This window comes from Christiangramia sediminis, assembly GCF_020552705.1.
Lineage (GTDB): Bacteria > Bacteroidota > Bacteroidia > Flavobacteriales > Flavobacteriaceae > Christiangramia > Christiangramia sediminis.
On the sequence record NZ_JAJBZG010000002.1, the window covers coordinates 276,350 to 293,217 of the forward strand.

The window sequence follows — 16,868 nt, forward strand, 5'->3', positions numbered from 1 at the left end:
CTCGCTAATTAGCGGGACCTTTTTTGTTTACAAAAATCTGTTATTTCGATACGAAGCGCAGCGAAGTTCGTAATCTCTTGAGATTCCTCTTATCGTCGGAATGACAACCACATGTCATTCAGAGCGAAACAAAGTGGAGCGAAGAATCTTTAAGCTGTGATTACCAGGATAAGATTCCTACTGGCGTTGAAATAACCTATTATTAAAAACTTTCATTTCGATACGAAGCGTAGCGTAGTGAGAAATCTTTTGAGATTCCTCCTATCGTCGGAATGACATAATATTACTCGAGTATAACATTTCTAATTCCAATAGCATGTGGTTTTTGAAGCTTCTTTTGTTCAATGTCAGGTCCAATCGAAAATTGTATGCTTTCCACATCTTCAATTTTAAGATCCCCTGAATAAGAATGATCAAAATAATAAGGTAGAAAGCCCGGATAAGGTCTTGGGAGAGTTACCGTTTTAACCGGTTTCAGATCTTTCAGAAGTATCTCTATTTCCTTAATTTCACCCGTGAGCTGAATTAACTTTCCAAAAGAAGCTCCATTATCCATTACCAAAGCGACCATGAGTTTTTCAGGTTGTTCACCAAGAGCTCTTGCGGTAATTACTAGTTTATTTTTATCTGACAGGTTCCTGTTTCCAATTTTCTTCAGAAAGTTATATCTGAAAGAATAATCATATATAGGATCTGCGTTCATATTCTCTACATCTTCCTTGAACAAGCTATCAATTTTCACCTGGAATTCCGATTCATTTTCATTTATCGGAATTACATTGTTTTTATGTGACCAGCCGATGACCATTTTATCTGAATCTTTGGCAGCATTAAAAAGGTTGACCGGGGAGTCCTTTTTTAGAATTCTTGTTTCATAGTGCGCTTCAGAATGAAAATCCCAATCTGCAGGACTTCCGGCTACACCGCCCGGGAAAGTGACAGTATCTTTATTTGTCGAAACTATGATGCGATAATTTAAAAATCCATTTTTAAGCAGGTTATCCGGAACCTGGGCAGAATAATCATAATTATTCTCCGCTTGAAGTTCTACTGTTTCATAGGTATTTCCATTTTTGAACCAGGCCTCAACTTTTTCAATTTCATTATTTGAAACTACGGTAGCAGCAATTTTTAACTCATTTTCAGCCGATGCATTTTTTGTGGGCTCATGCACCAAGTAGGTTTTATCTACCGTACTTTCTTTTGCTTCAAAGGCATTGATCTCAAAATTCCATCTATTATCATATTCGGCTAGATCAAATTGCTTAGTTGCCGACTTCAGTAAATAAGTTCCCGGTGATATTTTAAAGGAATTTCCATCGGCAGTCATTGCAACTGTATTTTCTTCATTTAAACCTGAAATTTTAAAATTTTCACCCAGCTCGTTTAAATTCAGCTTCATTTTATTCTCTTTCCAGCTAATTACCGCGACAGTTTTTTCCAGACTATTACTTCCAAATGGATCTTTAATTAGTATTGGATCGGGCATTACTTCCAGTCTCGATACCCCCTCGTCAAGTTTATCCAGAAAGTAAGCACCTTTTCCTTCATATTTTACAATTTCAGAATTCCCATGGCCGGCAATTTTCTGTAATTCAGAAGTATCTTTTGGTTTTAAAGTATTCGAATTGGTATAAATAAAGGTGTCCCCGGAGTTATAACTGGCAATATCCCCTTTATAACTGATCTTAAAGTCACCAAATTCCAGGTTTTCAGGGTAGGTTCCCATATCTTTTCCCATAGGAACTTCATGGAAAATTTCCGAAGCGATCATTAAAGCCAAAGCTTTATGCGGAGTATAATTCAGGTTCATATAATGCGTATTATACTCGGTATTGGCATAAGCCAGAAAACTGGGATCATAGGCGAAATGGGTGGCTATCTGTATACCTGCCTCACGAAAACTCCGGGCCATGGCAGGATACATATAGGATTTATTCACATCGGCGGCATCAAACTCATAAACCAGTTTCGCTTTTTTATTTTTTTCGATAACATCCTCAAAAGGAATATCATAATCATTCACGTTAGGAAGAAGATTCCCTTCCAGTTCCTGTTGAAAGCCTAATCCGGTAGGATACCATTGAAAAGTTCCGCCATCTATATTAGAAGTAAAATAAGTATCTGCGAGCTGAATACTATGGCTTACATTGTAGAAAATAGGTTTCCGGGTTCCGGTTTTGCGCATGGCCGCAAGCATTTTATTGATGAAATCCTTCACCTCTTCCGGCGTTCCCCTGTGGTGTGGCTCATTGCTGACTTCAAATGCGATTAAATTAGGCTCATTTTTATAGGCGATTCCGGTATAAGGATTCACATGATTAAGAAATTGCTCTAAGTAATTTTGCTGAGCTTTTATCGCTTCAGGATCGGTGAGACTATTCTCTTTACCGTATTTATTGGAAAATCCAGGAGTATTCTCGTTCGGTTCCGGCCAGCCATTCCCCCAATAAGCAATAGGGGTAATTACAAAATTGATATCACGTTTCTTTAATTCACTCAGTAAATAATCAAAAGTCTCTAGATTCTCATTTTCAAGAAGGTTCCCTTCCTCATCACTGATCTCTGTGTCCCAGACATGAATACGGTATAAATCAAAATTCAGCCTTGAAAAATGATAAATATCCTTATCTATTTCAGCTTTAATATCCAGTCCTTTCTTTTGAGCAGACCTGAATGCATGAGCAAAAGGAGCGGAATAGTTGACTCCAAATCCATGAACTTCCTCATTATTATTACCCCATCGCATAACTCCCTCCTCATCGACATATACATCATTTTTAAGTCCCGACTGTGCGATCATTCCTGAAGTCAGCAATAATAAGGCAATAAGAATTAGGCTAAAATTTACTTTTAGGTTCATAATTTATAAGTGGATTTTTAATTAAATATCGCAGATACTGATTCCTTCTCTTAGCGCGGCAAGTTTATCATCATAGGTTGGAATAAATTCCTGGGCCACGAATCCCTCAAATCCTGTAGCATAAATAGCTTCCATAATTGCAGGATAATTGAGCTCCTGGGAATCGTTTATTTCATTCCTTCCAGGAACACCACCGGTATGATAATGATTAAAATATTGATGATTTTCTCTTATCGTTCTTATCACGTCTCCTTCCATGATCTGCATATGGTAAATATCATAAAGGAGCTTAAAATTGGGTTGATCCAGTCTTTTAGCCAGTTGAACGCCCCATTCAGTATGGTCGCACATATAATTTTTATGATCTACCTTGCTATTAAGCAGCTCCATTACCAGATTCACATTAAATTCCTGGGCATATTCCAAAAGTGGCGTCAGACCTTTTATACAATTGACGATTCCGGTTTCATCATCCATCCCATTTCGGTTTCCGGAAAAGCAGATCACATTTTTAATTTTATGTTCCGAAGCCTTTTTAATAAGTCCTTTATATTTTTCGTGAAGGTGGCCGTGGTTTTTTAGATCATTAAAACCTTCCGTAAGACTGGCAAAATCATCGGTAGCCATGGAACAAACGAGACCTTCTTTTTCAACAATATCCCATTCTGAAGGCTTTAAAAGATCGATGGCCTGAATTCCCATTTCAGCACAGGCTTTTGCAAATTCCTGAAGTGGTATATTCTGATAACACCATCTGCAAACCGAATGATTTATTTTTCCTGAACTCAAGGAATTACCTGTAAAGTCTTTTGCCGGTTTCAGATTGGAAGCCATTACCCCAGAAACTCCGGTAAAACTTAACAATCCTGCACCAAGACCGAGGTTCTTAAGTAACTTTCGTCTGTTGATCTTATCAGCCATAGAATATATTTTTCTAAAATTAATAATAAATGTAAATATTACGGTTATTAATCAGAAAAAATATTCTTTAGGCTGGATCAAGCGATCTCAAAATTATAGCCCGATTTTAATAATTTCTGATAATTCTCGTAATTGAATTTATAAAGGAATGCTCCCCTTTTGCTGGTAGTTTTATCTTTTTCATCCAGCTTTTCCAGAACATTCAGAGATAAAACCTTCTTTCTGAAATTCCTGGCGTCCAGCTCGCGTTGATAAATAGCTTCATATAAGCTTTGTAATTGGGGAATGGTGAATTTTTCAGGTAGGAGTTCGAAACCTATAGGTTTGTATCGGGCATTTTGTTTTAACTGCATTAATGCGTCATGAACCATTTCATTATGATCCAATATCAGAAGTGGTAAATGATCTATTTCATACCAGCGTGCACCGTGCTCTTCAACCAGTTTCTCATCATACTCATCAATCCTGATAAGTGCATATTGAGCAACCGAAATGCAACGATACCCGGGATCTCTATCCTTCTTTCCGTAAGTTCTAAGCTGTTGCATAAAAACATCTTTCAGCCCGGTAGTCTCTGTTAAAACCCTCTGCCCTGCCACTTCCAGATCTTCATCCAGACGAACAAAACTTCCTATTAATGACCATTCTCCCTGCAATGGCTCCACCCTTCTTTTAAAAACCAAAAGTTTTAAGTTTCCTTCATGGAAACCGAATATAATACAGTCTGTAGCCACATACATTTTTTCCTTGACCTGGTAAAGATCTATGGTTTCTTGAGTCATTCCGGGTTGAAATTTTGATAAAGATAGATATTCTTAAAATTTGTTCAAATTAAAATGAATGTACTTTATACATTTATTACCTTTGGATTACACACTAAAATTCTAAGTCTTGACGAATATCAGATCTTTTTCATCGAAGCCAATCGTCTTTGAAAATAACAATTATGAAATCACGGTAGCATCACCCGGACGTATTAATCTTATAGGTGAACATACAGACTATAATGAAGGTTTTGTGATGCCTACTGCTATTGATAAAAAGATCATCTTAAAATTTCAAAGAAATCATACCGAAAATTTCTGCCGGTTTTACAGTGAAACTTTTAATACAGGATTTGAATTTCATCTGGATAAAGAATTTGAAAAAGCTTCCGGATGGGAAAACTATATTTTAGGTGTTATTCAGGAACTTCAGTATCATAGTGCTAAACTTGAAGGTTTTGATTGTATCATAGAAAGCAAATTACCGGTGGGTGCCGGGATTAGCTCCTCTGCCGCTTTGGAATGTGGTATTGCCAGTGGTTTAAACCAACTATTTGAGCTGGGGTTGACTGAACTGGAAATGGTGAAATTGTCTCAAAAAGCAGAAAATGATTTCGTAGGTTCTAATTGTGGCATCATGGATCAATTCTCTTCGGTAATGAGTAAAGAGGGACACATTATTCTTTTGGACTGCCGCAGCCTAAAAGCAGAATTTATTCCAGCAGATTTTAAAAGCTGTAAGTTATTGCTTCTAAATACCAATGTTTCTCACAACCTGGCCGATAGTGATTATAATTCACGACGGGAGGAATGTGAAGCCGCGGTTAAAATAATTCAAAAAACAAAGCCTGAAGTAAGATCGCTTAGGGATGTGGATTTTGAAATGCTGGATACATTTAAAGAACAACTTACAGCTAAGATGTATGCAAGGTGTTTATACATTTTAAAAGAGAATGAACGTGTCTTGGCAGCGGCAAACGCACTTAAAGCGGGAGAATTACAAAACTTTGGCAAATTCATGTATGCTTCTCATGAAGGCCTTCAGCATAATTACGAAGTAAGCTGTAAAGAACTGGACTTCCTCGTAGACTATTCAAGAGAAAAAGAATTCATTTACGGTTCCCGCATGATGGGCGGCGGATTTGGTGGATGCACCATAAACCTCATCGAGGAAGAAAGGATCGATTCATATATAGAAGAAGTGTCTTCTGCTTATTATAAAAAGTTCAATATAAAATTAGATGCGATAAGTGTACTTCCTGCAGAAGGCACAAAAATAACCATACATTAAGTCTATGAATACCGAACTAAATAATACTCCACATAGAAGATATAACATTTTAACCGGTGAATGGATCCTGGTTTCGCCACACAGAACCAATCGACCCTGGCAGGGAAAAACCGAGAATAGTAAAGCTTTAAAAAAAGAAACTTACGATGCCACATGTTACCTATGTCCCGGAAACACACGCGCCAGCGGAGACACCAATCCCGACTACAGGGAGCCATATTCCTTCGTAAATGATTTTTCCTCCTTACTTCCTGATTCTCCGGAGATCGATTTTCAGGAGGGATTATTAAAAGCTGAAAGTGAGAAAGGGATCTGTAAGGTTGTTTGTTTTTCACCCGATCATTCGCTAACCCTTCCTCTTATGGAAGTTGATGATATTACGCAGGTGATCAAAATTTGGAAAAATGAATATCTGGAATTAGGTTCAGAAAAAGACATCAATTATGTGCAGATCTTTGAGAATAAAGGAGCGATCATGGGCTGTAGTAATCCACATCCACACGGGCAAATTTGGTCTCAGTCATCTGTACCTACTGAAGTGCTGAAAAAGTCAGCTAAATTCAGGGAATACTGGAATAAAAATAAGCATAGCCTTTTATCAGATTATTTAGAACAGGAATTGGAAGCCGGTGAAAGGATCCTGGATGAAAATGAGCATTTTGTAAGTCTTATCCCCTATTGGGCAGTCTGGCCTTTCGAAGCGATGATCATCCCGAAAAGACATTTTCAGCATATTGGTCAGTTAAGTGAGGCCGAAGAGAAAGCATATGCTGAAATTATAAAGAAACTGACCATTAAATACGATAATTTATTTGAAACTTCGTTTCCTTATTCCTCAGGGATTCATCAGGCTCCAACGAATGGAAAAGACTATCCTGAATGGCATTTTCATATGAGTTTTTACCCTCCTCTGCTACGTTCAGCAAGCGTTAAAAAATTTATGGTGGGTTACGAGATGTTTGCGGGACCTCAGCGGGATATCACTGCAGAAGAGGCAGCAAAAAGGCTGAATGAACTTTCTTCAATTCACTATTTCAATAAATGACATAAAAAAAGCCGGAAGATATGTCTCCCGGCTTTACTTTATTATTATATATAATTGGATTCTTTATGCGAAATAAGCGTAAATACCCACTACTATAACTATTATTCCTATTCCTACAGGTTTTACAAATCTCCATGGTGTAATATCAACCTGCTTGGTATGCTCCTGTAAATAAGGAGTTTTCCTTGGCCAGATCTTACCGATTACAAGCATGATCGCGACATTCAAAGCAAATAATATAGCCATAACATCTAGAAAATGAGGATAGGCGCTTGCCTCTATAGCCGCTAACTCAGCAACTCCCGTTACTCCATTTAGCTCAGCATCTGCCACAGCTTCTGCCTGAAAATATGGTTGAAGGAAAAACTGGCTGATAATGTATAATACCGATCCTGACAAAAGTCCGATTTTGGCAGCAATAGCCGGAACATATTTTGTTAGATATCCAACTACTATAATGGTAAGAATTGGAATACTATAAATACCATTAACTTCCTGTAAATAGGCAAATAAACTACCGGCATTTGCAATAAAAGGAGCAATAAACATCGCTGCTATCGCTAAAAAGGTTCCGAAGATTTTCCCGTATTTAACTACCGTTTTTTCATTAGCGTCTTTATTGATATGCTGCTTGTAGATATCGATCCCGAATAGGGTCACCGAACTGTTAAGGACACTATTAAAAGAACTCAAAATAGCCCCGAAAATAACCGCTGCGAAGAATCCTATCAGGTAGCTTGGCAATACTCTATTCACAAGTAATGGATAAGCTTCATCTGCATTCTCCAGGTCTGCACCAAAAATATGGAATGCGATGATACCCGGAAGAACTACGATAAGCGGTCCTAATATTTTTATGAAAGAAGCCAGCATTAATCCCTTCTGACCTTCTTTTAAATTCTTTGCGGCTAGTGCTCGTTGTATAATTTGCTGGTTTGTTCCCCAATAAAATAATTGTACCAGCATCATCCCTGTAAATAAAGTATGAAAAGGAACCGGACTGGTTTCATCACCCATAGACTGGAACTTCTCCGGATTTGTTTCCATCAAGGTAGTTATCCCTCCAAAAAAATCACCATCTCCAATAATTATCAAACCGAAAATAGGAACCAGGATACCTCCAATTAAAAGACCAATTGCGTTAATACTATCCGAAACTGCTACTGCTTTAAGTCCGCCAAATACAGCATATATAGAACCTACAATTCCAATTCCCCAAACACAGATCTTGATCGCAGCATCATCTGAAACATTCAGCAAGGCTGGAACATCGAACATCCCGCTTATAGCAACAGAACCGGAATAAAGGATAATTGGTAAAAGCACCACGACATACCCTGTTAAGAACAAAGCAGAGGTTAATGTTTTAGTAGTAACATCGTAACGTTCGGCTAAAAACTGAGGCACTGTGGTAAGGCCTCCTTTAAGATATCTTGGTAACAGGAAAATTGCGGTCACCACAATGGCTATAGCGGCTAAAGTTTCCCAGGCCATTACAGAAAGGCCATTTGCATATGAACTTCCATTCAAACCAACAATCTGTTCGGTAGATAGATTGGTAAGTAATAAAGAACCGGCAATTACTCCGGCAGTAAGACTTCTACCTCCTAAAAAATAACCGTCGCTGGTAGATTCATCAGTTTTCCTGGTTGCAAAATAGGCAATTACAGCAACCAGGGCTGTAAACCCAACAAACGATAGAATTCCAATCATAATGTTATCTTAAATTTCCGGTTAAATATAGAATTATTATTTTACAGAAAAAGCAAAAGTGATATTGTTTTCGTACAATTCTCCGGGCTTTAATAAGCTTGAGGGAAAATTTCTAAAATTTGGAGCATCAGGGTAATTCTGAGCTTCCAAAGCCACGGCCGGAAATTTCCTATCCATTTCACTTAAATATGTCCAGGTATCTGGTAACGTTTCCGGAGAATAAACAACCAGAACTGACTGATTGCTACTCAACTTCATCTTTACTCCGCTTAATGATGAAAAAAGCTGCGCTTGCACCTCATTCTCCATAACATCCAGCACGAAAACATCATCAAGCTCCCTGTTCCCAAGTAATGTATTTTCCCTATAGTCTTTAGGACTTTTTTTTAACTTGGTAAGATTTCCCGTGGGAAGGTTCTTTTCATCCAATTCCAGTATTTTAGACGCATTTACCTGCATAAAGTGATCACTCACACTTCCTCCACCATTCAAATTAAAATAGGAATGATTGGTTAGGTTAACGATCGTGTCTTTATCTGTTTTTGCAGTGTAGAAAACTTTTATTTCATCAGTTTCAGTAAGAGTATATTTCGCTTTCACCTGAAGCCTGCCAGGATAACCCTCTTCCATATGTTCACTTGTATGTGAAAGTGTTACTGAAGGATTTTCTCCTTCTTTCACCTTGTCTACTTCCCATAATTTATATTGAAATCCAAATTCACCTCCGTGTAAATGCACTCTTTCCTCTTGTTGGTATAGTGCATATTCATCGTCCTCAATTTTGAATTTGCCGTTAGCGATCCTGCCTGCAAATCTACCTATAGTTGCACCGAAGCACTTATTCTCCTCACGATAAGTCTGAGTTAAATAATCTTCAGCTTGCATTGGTCCCACAATTAGATTAATGAATTCCTCATTTTTATTGTACATCTTAAAACTGAAGATAGTAGCACCATAATTAAGTATCTGTAACCGACTTTTATTCGAATTAACAAGGTCTATGACCTTTAGATCAGATTTTTGGATGTCGCTCAAATTTATTTATTTTTTTGATTTGACCCAGGAGTCTACTCTGGATTCTAAAACCGTAAGTGGTAAAGCTCCATCTGTAAGTACTACATCATGGAATTCTTTAATATCAAAATTATCTCCTAATTGTTCCTTAGTCTTTTCTCTAAGATCCAGGATCTTGTTCATCCCAATTTTATAAGCTGTTGCCTGTCCCGGCATTACAATATGTCTTTCCACCATTTTTACGCAGGCACTTTCAGCTGCAGGAGTATTTTCTTTATAATAATCTATTCCCTCCTGTCTGGTCCATTTCTTTGCATGTATTCCTGTGTCAACAACAAGTCGGCAGGATCTCCATAACTCCATGGCAAGTCTTCCAAAGTCTGAATACGGATCTTCATAAAATCCTATCTCTTTAGGAATATACTCGCTGTATAATCCCCAACCTTCCACATAGGCGGTATAAAAACTGAATTTTCTAAACTCGGGGATGCTATCCAGTTCCTGAGCGATGGCTATCTGCATATGGTGTCCAGGAATTCCTTCATGGTATGCCAGTGCTTCCATTTCATATTTAGGCATGGCGGCCATATCATATAAATTGGCGTAATAAGTACCAGGTCTTGAACCATCTATGGCAGGCTGCTGATAAAAGGCTTTTCCGGCACTTTTTTCACGGAAAGGCTCCACGGCTTTTACGACAATATCAGCTTCGGGCATGGTATTAAAAAGCTTAGGAAGCTCTGCGTTCATGGTATTGATGATATTCTTCGCTTCTGTTAAATAAGCGGCTTTTCCCTCTTCAGTATTTTCGTAATAGAATTGCTCATCGGTCTTCATAAATTCGAAGAAATCATCTAACGAGCCTTCAAAACCAACTTCTTCCATGATCTTTTCCATTTCACCATGAATCCTGGCAACTTCGCTCAAACCGATCTCATGGATCTCATCTGCCGTAAGATTTGTGGTGGTAACTCTTTGCAGGGCATTATTATAATATTCTTCTCCTTTAGGAAATTTCCAAACCCCGGCATCTTCTGTAGCTCTCTTTTGCTGATTTTCCAGAAAATCCACCAGGCTCTTATAAGCAGGCTGAACATGATCTACCAGGGCAGTTTCGGCTTCCCCAATAAGCCTGGTTTTTTGTTCTTTTGAAATTTCAAGCTTTTCGACCTTGGAGTTAAAGTCTTCCATTAAAGTACTTGCTTCCGCAGAATTCGTAAATGGTTTACCCTTTACGATATTTCTGGAAGCGTCCAAAGTTCTGTCGAAAACAAATTTTGGCGGAATAACACCATTCTGTTCTCTTAACTTCAATTGCTCAATAATATTCGACATTACTTTTTCAAGCCCCACCAGCCTCGAAATATAAGCCCTGGCGTCTGAAATGGAATCAACACGGTGCATATTGATCAAAAAGGCAGGTAACTCAGCATGCAAACCATGCATCTGCTCAATAGGGTAATCATAAAATCTAAAATCGTAATCGTCAATTTCATTTTTTACCTGTCTTCGGAAAAGCTCATAACTTAATTTGGTCTCCTCGTCTAAAGCTTCCGTATTTACTTTATCAAGATAGTCTAAACGGGTTTTTGCCTGCTCGAGGTCTTCCGCATATTTAAGGTTGGAAAAATCATCCCATTTGCCGTAATCGGTCTTCATTCCCATTCGGGTTTGCAACATAGGCGACTCATCGATCTCTTTTTGAAACTCTTTATCGAAGTAATTATTTAGCTCAGCTGAAGCTTTTTGCTTTTCTTCAGAAGAATAACTTCCTTCTTTTTTCTCCTCTCCACAGGAAATCATTATCGCCCCGAATAAGATCAATAAAATATTGTTTCTAAATTTCATAATTCTATTCTTCTAATACAGAAAATTTAATTGCTGAATCTCCATAAACGGTATGTGTCTGCTTCTGAAAATCTTCTTCTTCCGCTTCGAAAATATTATCCACATAGGTTTGCGGATTTCTATCTATCAAAGGAAACCAGGTACTTTGAATTTGCACCTGAAGTTTATGGCCTTTTTTAAAAGTATGATTTATTCCCTGTAATTTGATATTCACATCGGTCTTTTTATTAGCTTCAAAAGCCTGGGGATCTTCAAAACTATCTCTAAACCTTCCGCGCATCACCTCACTTCTCACCATCATATGATAATTGCTCATTTTAAGATGCGGCATGGTTTCTTCGTAATTCTTCGCATCTGGAGGATACACATCTATTACTTTCACTACCCAGTCTGCGGCAGTTCCGGTAGTAGCAACTTTCAGCATTGCCTCAAGTGGTCCGGAAATCTTCATGTCTTCTTCCAGAACTTCAGTTTCAAAGACCAGTACATCGGGTCTTCTGGCTGCAAAACGCTGATCCCCCGTCATATACTCACGCGGAGTAAATACCATTTTGATCTCATTGTTATAGGAAACCGGTTTTTCGGGATCACTTATAAATTCCTCCTTATTTTCGGTAGGTTCCTCAGTGAATTTCTGATCATCTCCCAGATACCAGGTTTTAGTATTAGTATTCTTCGGAGGCCATTCCGTATAATCGTTCCATTTTCTAAGCCCGGTGTCGTAAATGTGAGCTTCAGCAAGCTTCAAGGCATCTTTGGTTTTCTTTTTCAGAAAATGATTAAAGAATTCGGTTTCATAATCTCTCTGAAAATGAGTAGAAATACTATCACCAAAATATACATTCCCTACAGCCTGTCTACCAGATTCTCTGGCCCAGTCCCCATGACTCCAGGGACCAAAAACAATAGAATTATAATTATCGCTGTTCTCTTCTATACTTTTGTAGATCGCGAAAGGCCCATAAAGATCTTCAGCATCAAATAATCCGCCAACAATTAGCACTGCAGGCTTGATGTCTTTCATATGCTGAACAATTCCCCGCTTTTGCCAGAAATCATCATAATTAGGATGATCTTTCAATTGCTGCCAGAACTCATTATCTTCCTTGTAATATTCATCAAGATTACTCAAAGGGCCATTATCCAAAAAGAACTGGTATTGATCTTCAGTTCCCAGTTTTGGAAAATCGTACCAGGCAGAATCTGTTGGTTTATCGTGCTGATATCCAAAAACGGCGGTAGCTCTCCAGTAACTTAAAAGATAGGCTCCATTATGATGAAAATCGTCAAAAAAGAAATCACCAATACTAGCCTGCGGAGATGCTGCTTTTAGCGCGGGATGTCCGCTCAACAAAGAGTAAGTGGCATAGAATCCGGGGTACGAAATTCCCCAGGTGCCGACTCTCCCATTATTATTTTCAACATTATTGATCAACCACTCTATCGTGTCGTAAGTATCGCTGGCTTCATCTACCTCTTTTCCTTTTTTATTCGGAATATAAGCCCGCATATTATCATATTTTCCTTCACTCATCCATCTACCGCGAACATCCTGGTAAACAATGATATTCCCTTCTTTCATCATGATCTCATTAGGGCCGATCTTTGAGCGAAACTGATCCACTCCATAAGGTCTGGAACTATAAGGAGTTCTTTGCATTAAGATGGGATATTCCTGCGAAGTATCTTTCGGAGAATAAATGGTAGTATGCAGTTTGGTGCCATCCCGCATCGGTATGTCTACTTCCATTTTATTATAATTTTTCTTAACATCAAATTCCGATTCAGTTTGGCCTAAAACCGGATTCATCACAAATAGAAAAAGTATTGCGAACAGGGGGTTTTTGAAGATTTTCATTTTGGGATTTTATTTAAAGTTTCTAAAGATAGAAATTAGCCCATTAAACCTAAAGGAAAATAGAGGTTAAAGCTCAATACTATAATTTATGCGTTAAATAAAGGCTCGGAATGCATTAAAAAGGTCAAAAATATATTCGTGCATTAGTGGCAATAGTAAAAATCAAACTAACTCAGCATTTATTTCAGGGCCTGGAACAGATGCTGAAAAGCAAGAAATTCTCTTTAGATTAACACTTAAACAGGATATTTCTCCTTCGCTATGCTTCGTCGAAATGACAACCACGCATTGTTCTTTAAATCTCTACGTAATACAGATCTTCAGGATCTTAGAATCAGATTTGTCAACGGCAAAACGATTATCGGCGCGATGATTAATGATCCAAACAATTTCTTTATCTGAACAAAGTATCCAGGTATGTTCTTTTTCCGGCAAAGAAAATTTCTCATCTTTAAAGAAATCACTCAGCTTTTTTTTGCCATTCATCCCGAAAGGATAGAAAAAATCACCTTTTTTCCATTTTCTTATCACTAGTGGAAATTTAAGTTTTCGCTCCGGTACATAAATGCAACTTTGAGAAGTTTGCCCTATTTTATCAACTTCACTCATATGAAATGATCCCATTCCCGGGATCATCACCAGGTCTTCTTCCCTATCCAGGCGATATTCCTTGTTCCCGGTTTTTTCATTATGTTCCGTCAACAACAATTTCTTACGGTCTTTGATAAGACGATGGGAATCTGAAAGTACCATTTTCCCCGTTTGTGCATGCATAAGATCATAAACATCATCCCACTCTGTAAAGCCAAATGATTTCAATAACTGATACAGGATCTGTTTTTGATGAGGCACCTTTTTAAGAAAATCAATATCCAGCGAGTATCCATATTTATCTTTCTGAACAAGTTTTGGATAGAGCAGACTCATATAATCTTCTACCAGGTCCAGGCTTTCCTGAAGATGATCCTGAGTTTTTGAAAAACTATCCAGCAATTGCGGATTAATCTCTTCCATCACAGGGACTATCTGATGCCTGATCTTATTCCGCATATATTTATCTGAAGCATTACTGCTGTCTTCCCTCCATTTATAATTCTTCTTCCTGGCGAAATTTTCAATCTGACTTCGCGTAAAAGGAAGAAGTGGCCTCACGACCTCGTTTTTTTCTTTTTTGATTCCGGTTAAGCCTTCAGGTCCGGTTCCACGAATAAGATTGATAAGAAATGTTTCCAGATTATCGTTGGCGTGATGCGCCGTAAGCGTATAATCGAACTGTACAGAACTACTAAGTTCAGAGAACCACTCATAACGCAGATCTCTCGCCGCCATTTGAACGGAAATACCATGATTTTCCGCAAATTTCAAGGTATCGAAACTTTCCGTATAAACATCTACCTCCAGGGAGTCGGCCAGATCAACTACGAATTTCTCATCCCCGTCACTTTCTTCTCCCCTCAAATTGAAATTACAATGGGCAATGGCGAAATCCAGTTTCGCTGAATGGCACAAATGAGCCAGTACTACACTATCTACGCCCCCGCTAACTGCAAGCAACAACTTACTTCCGCATAAATAGGGATAGTCAGTTTTTACGAGATTCTTGAAGGTTTTTTCCATTGTTTCCCAAATATACGAAGGCCCCTCCTAAATCCTCTCCACAGGGAGGGACTTTTTTATGCTTAGGAGAAAAGAGGAAAACTGAATTATTTATAATGCGGCAAGAACTTCCCGCATCGCTTTTGCCTTTAACAGGCACTCCTCATATTCCTTTTCAGGATCAGATTTTGCGGTGATAGCACCCCCTACAGAAAAGGACAAATAGTTATTTTCTGAATTATAAAGAATACTTCTTATCACCACATTAAAATCGAAATCACCATCTGGAGTAAAATAACCTACAGCTCCGCTATATAACCCACGTTTGGATTCTTCCAGTTCCTCTATGATCTTCATGGCTGAAATTTTCGGGGCTCCCGTCATACTACCCATGGGAAAACTGGTTCTTAAAGCTTCCACCGGTGGAATATCATCTGCAATTTCAGCGGTTACACTGGAAACTAACTGGTGAACCTGTTTAAAAGTATAAACCTTACAAAGTTCATCTACTTTTACACTACCCTTTTTAGCGATCCTGGACAGATCATTTCTCACCAGATCTACGATCATCACATTCTCAGACTGTTCTTTTGGATCTTTGGCAAGTTCTGATGCTATTTTTCGATCTTCCTCAATATCTTCTGCTCTTCGCGCGGTGCCCTTTATTGGTTGAGATAAGAGTTCGCTGCCTCTTTTTCTTAAATATCTTTCAGGCGAAGCAGAAATAAGATTCACATTCTCTAATTTAAGATAGGCTGCAAAAGGGGGAGTCGAAATTTCATTGAGAGACCGGTAAATATTAAAAGGATCAATTTGCACATTTTCAGCATAAAATTCCTGGCAAAAGTTGGCTTCATAAATATCTCCGCGATAAATGTGGTTCAGCATCAAGCCAATCTTATCCAGGTATTCCTGCTTCGATATTCTGGCTTCAACCTTTACCGGCGTATGCTCTTCATCAGATTTGAGATCATAATTCTGGATATCTTCAAAATCATCTTCAATTTCATCATCTATCATTCTCAAATAATGAAACTCGATCTGATCTTCCTTAATGAATATTATTTTTTGAGGCTGAAAGAAATAAAGATCCGGAAAATGAAGTCCGTCGAAATTTGAAGATTTCAGACGTTCCACATCATTTTTTAGGTCATAGCTTAGATAACCAAAGATCCAGTCGGCCGTGGTTTCCTGGTATTCTTTCAGTTTATCAAAAGCATTTAAGTGATCGGTTTTAATCGCCGTAAAAGCTTCCACCGCCAGAATAGCCTCATATTCCCCGGTTTTTGAATCATATTCATTACTGTCCAGCCAGGCGATTTCCTGAAACTGTCTGCCCCAGGCCAGTAGCTGTTCTTTTAACTTTTTTGACTCTTTAACTGAAAATACTCTGGAAGTACGCACTTAACTTTGAATTTGATGCGCAAAGGTAGTAAGCACATCTTCAATTCCCATATCCAGAACTTCGTTTGTCACCTTGCCTTCCTCGAAATTATCTTTAAACGATGGCAGACTAAAACTTTCTATCACCTCACCACCGAACCGGCCAAAGATATTTTTCGTGTATTCCAGCGAAGAACTAGCGCCTCGTTTTCCGGGAGAAGTACTTATTAGAAGGATTTGCTTACCCTCTAAAAAATTCCTGTTCACTCGCGAAAGCCAGTCGATTATATTCTTAAAAAAAGCCGAAGGTGCTCCATTATGCTCATTTACCGCTATCACCAAAGCATCACTTTCGGCGATTAAATTTTTGATGATCGTAGCATTTATGGGAAATCCCTCATTTTTTTCAAGGTCGGCGCTATAAATAGGCAACGGATAATCGGTAAGTTTAACTTCCTTGATCTTGTGTCCCTGTATCCTTCCCACTAAATGATCCAGTAATTGCTGATTTATAGAGGTGCTACTATTAGAGCCTGCGAAGGCCAGTACTTTTTGCATCGGTTCAATTTTCG

Annotated in this window: 12 protein-coding genes; 2 read left to right on the top strand and 10 right to left on the bottom strand. The window is 38.3% G+C overall.

Features of this window, described 5'->3' with window-relative positions:
- Positions 1 to 283: 283 nt before the first annotated feature.
- From LGQ90_RS05560 to LGQ90_RS05570, 3 genes are all read right to left on the bottom strand, one after another.
- Positions 284 to 2,863: a glycoside hydrolase family 5 protein gene (locus LGQ90_RS05560; RefSeq protein ID WP_229339021.1), complete on the bottom strand. Its 2,580-nt coding sequence runs from the start codon at positions 2,861 to 2,863 to the stop codon at positions 284 to 286.
- A gap of 21 nt (positions 2,864 to 2,884) precedes the next feature.
- Positions 2,885 to 3,784 (bottom strand): hydroxypyruvate isomerase family protein, encoded by a 900-nt coding sequence (locus LGQ90_RS05565; protein ID WP_229339022.1) that lies wholly within the window; start codon positions 3,782 to 3,784, stop codon positions 2,885 to 2,887.
- 77 nt (positions 3,785 to 3,861) lie between these two features.
- Positions 3,862 to 4,566 (bottom strand): NUDIX hydrolase, encoded by a 705-nt coding sequence (locus LGQ90_RS05570; RefSeq protein WP_229339024.1) that lies wholly within the window; start codon positions 4,564 to 4,566, stop codon positions 3,862 to 3,864.
- A 109-nt stretch (positions 4,567 to 4,675) separates the two neighbouring features.
- On the opposite strand from LGQ90_RS05570, the gene galK reads away from it, so the two are divergent.
- Positions 4,676 to 5,839 (top strand): galactokinase, encoded by a 1,164-nt coding sequence (galK, locus tag LGQ90_RS05575; protein ID WP_229339026.1) that lies wholly within the window; start codon positions 4,676 to 4,678, stop codon positions 5,837 to 5,839.
- Positions 5,840 to 5,843: 4 nt separating this feature from the next.
- Complete coding sequence (locus LGQ90_RS05580) at positions 5,844 to 6,884, top strand: UDP-glucose--hexose-1-phosphate uridylyltransferase (RefSeq protein ID WP_229339028.1); 1,041 nt, start codon at positions 5,844 to 5,846, stop codon at positions 6,882 to 6,884.
- Positions 6,885 to 6,947: 63 nt separating this feature from the next.
- On the opposite strand, the gene LGQ90_RS05585 is transcribed toward LGQ90_RS05580, so the two are convergent.
- From LGQ90_RS05585 to LGQ90_RS05615, 7 genes are all read right to left on the bottom strand, one after another.
- A complete protein-coding gene (locus LGQ90_RS05585) occupies positions 6,948 to 8,597 on the bottom strand; it encodes a solute:sodium symporter family transporter (protein WP_229339030.1) in 1,650 nt (549 codons plus the stop codon).
- Between the two features lie 36 nt (positions 8,598 to 8,633).
- Positions 8,634 to 9,632 carry an aldose epimerase family protein gene (locus tag LGQ90_RS05590; RefSeq protein ID WP_229339032.1) on the bottom strand — a complete coding sequence of 333 codons (999 nt, stop codon included), beginning with the start codon at positions 9,630 to 9,632 and terminating at the stop codon, positions 8,634 to 8,636.
- A 6-nt stretch (positions 9,633 to 9,638) separates the two neighbouring features.
- Complete coding sequence (locus tag LGQ90_RS05595; protein WP_229339034.1) at positions 9,639 to 11,459, bottom strand: DUF885 domain-containing protein; 1,821 nt, start codon at positions 11,457 to 11,459, stop codon at positions 9,639 to 9,641.
- 4 nt (positions 11,460 to 11,463) lie between these two features.
- Entirely contained in the window at positions 11,464 to 13,317 is a 1,854-nt protein-coding gene (locus LGQ90_RS05600) for a CocE/NonD family hydrolase (protein WP_229339036.1), read from the bottom strand.
- A gap of 303 nt (positions 13,318 to 13,620) precedes the next feature.
- Positions 13,621 to 14,934: a tRNA lysidine(34) synthetase TilS gene (gene tilS, locus LGQ90_RS05605; protein ID WP_229339038.1), complete on the bottom strand. Its 1,314-nt coding sequence runs from the start codon at positions 14,932 to 14,934 to the stop codon at positions 13,621 to 13,623.
- Positions 14,935 to 15,024: 90 nt separating this feature from the next.
- Positions 15,025 to 16,317 (bottom strand): aminodeoxychorismate synthase component I, encoded by a 1,293-nt coding sequence (pabB, locus tag LGQ90_RS05610; protein WP_229339040.1) that lies wholly within the window; start codon positions 16,315 to 16,317, stop codon positions 15,025 to 15,027.
- Positions 16,318 to 16,854, bottom strand: a complete 537-nt coding sequence (locus LGQ90_RS05615) for an NADPH-dependent FMN reductase (RefSeq protein ID WP_229339042.1) — start codon at positions 16,852 to 16,854, stop codon at positions 16,318 to 16,320. It lies immediately after the preceding gene.
- Positions 16,855 to 16,868 lie beyond the last annotated feature (14 nt).

Excerpts from the sequence above, each read along its gene's own strand:
- LGQ90_RS05560 (WP_229339021.1), bottom strand. The coding sequence starts at position 2,863 with ATGAACCTAAAAGTAAATTTTAGCCTAATTCTTATTGCCTTATTATTG.
- LGQ90_RS05570 (WP_229339024.1), bottom strand. The coding sequence starts at position 4,566 with ATGACTCAAGAAACCATAGATCTTTACCAGGTCAAGGAAAAAATGTAT.
- LGQ90_RS05580 (WP_229339028.1), top strand. The coding sequence starts at position 5,844 with ATGAATACCGAACTAAATAATACTCCACATAGAAGATATAACATTTTA.
- LGQ90_RS05585 (WP_229339030.1), bottom strand. The coding sequence starts at position 8,597 with ATGATTGGAATTCTATCGTTTGTTGGGTTTACAGCCCTGGTTGCTGTA.
- LGQ90_RS05565 (WP_229339022.1), bottom strand. The coding sequence starts at position 3,784 with ATGGCTGATAAGATCAACAGACGAAAGTTACTTAAGAACCTCGGTCTT.
- tilS (WP_229339038.1), bottom strand. The coding sequence starts at position 14,934 with ATGGAAAAAACCTTCAAGAATCTCGTAAAAACTGACTATCCCTATTTA.
- LGQ90_RS05595 (WP_229339034.1), bottom strand. The coding sequence starts at position 11,459 with ATGAAATTTAGAAACAATATTTTATTGATCTTATTCGGGGCGATAATG.
- LGQ90_RS05615 (WP_229339042.1), bottom strand. The coding sequence starts at position 16,854 with ATGCAAAAAGTACTGGCCTTCGCAGGCTCTAATAGTAGCACCTCTATA.
- LGQ90_RS05600 (WP_229339036.1), bottom strand. The coding sequence starts at position 13,317 with ATGAAAATCTTCAAAAACCCCCTGTTCGCAATACTTTTTCTATTTGTG.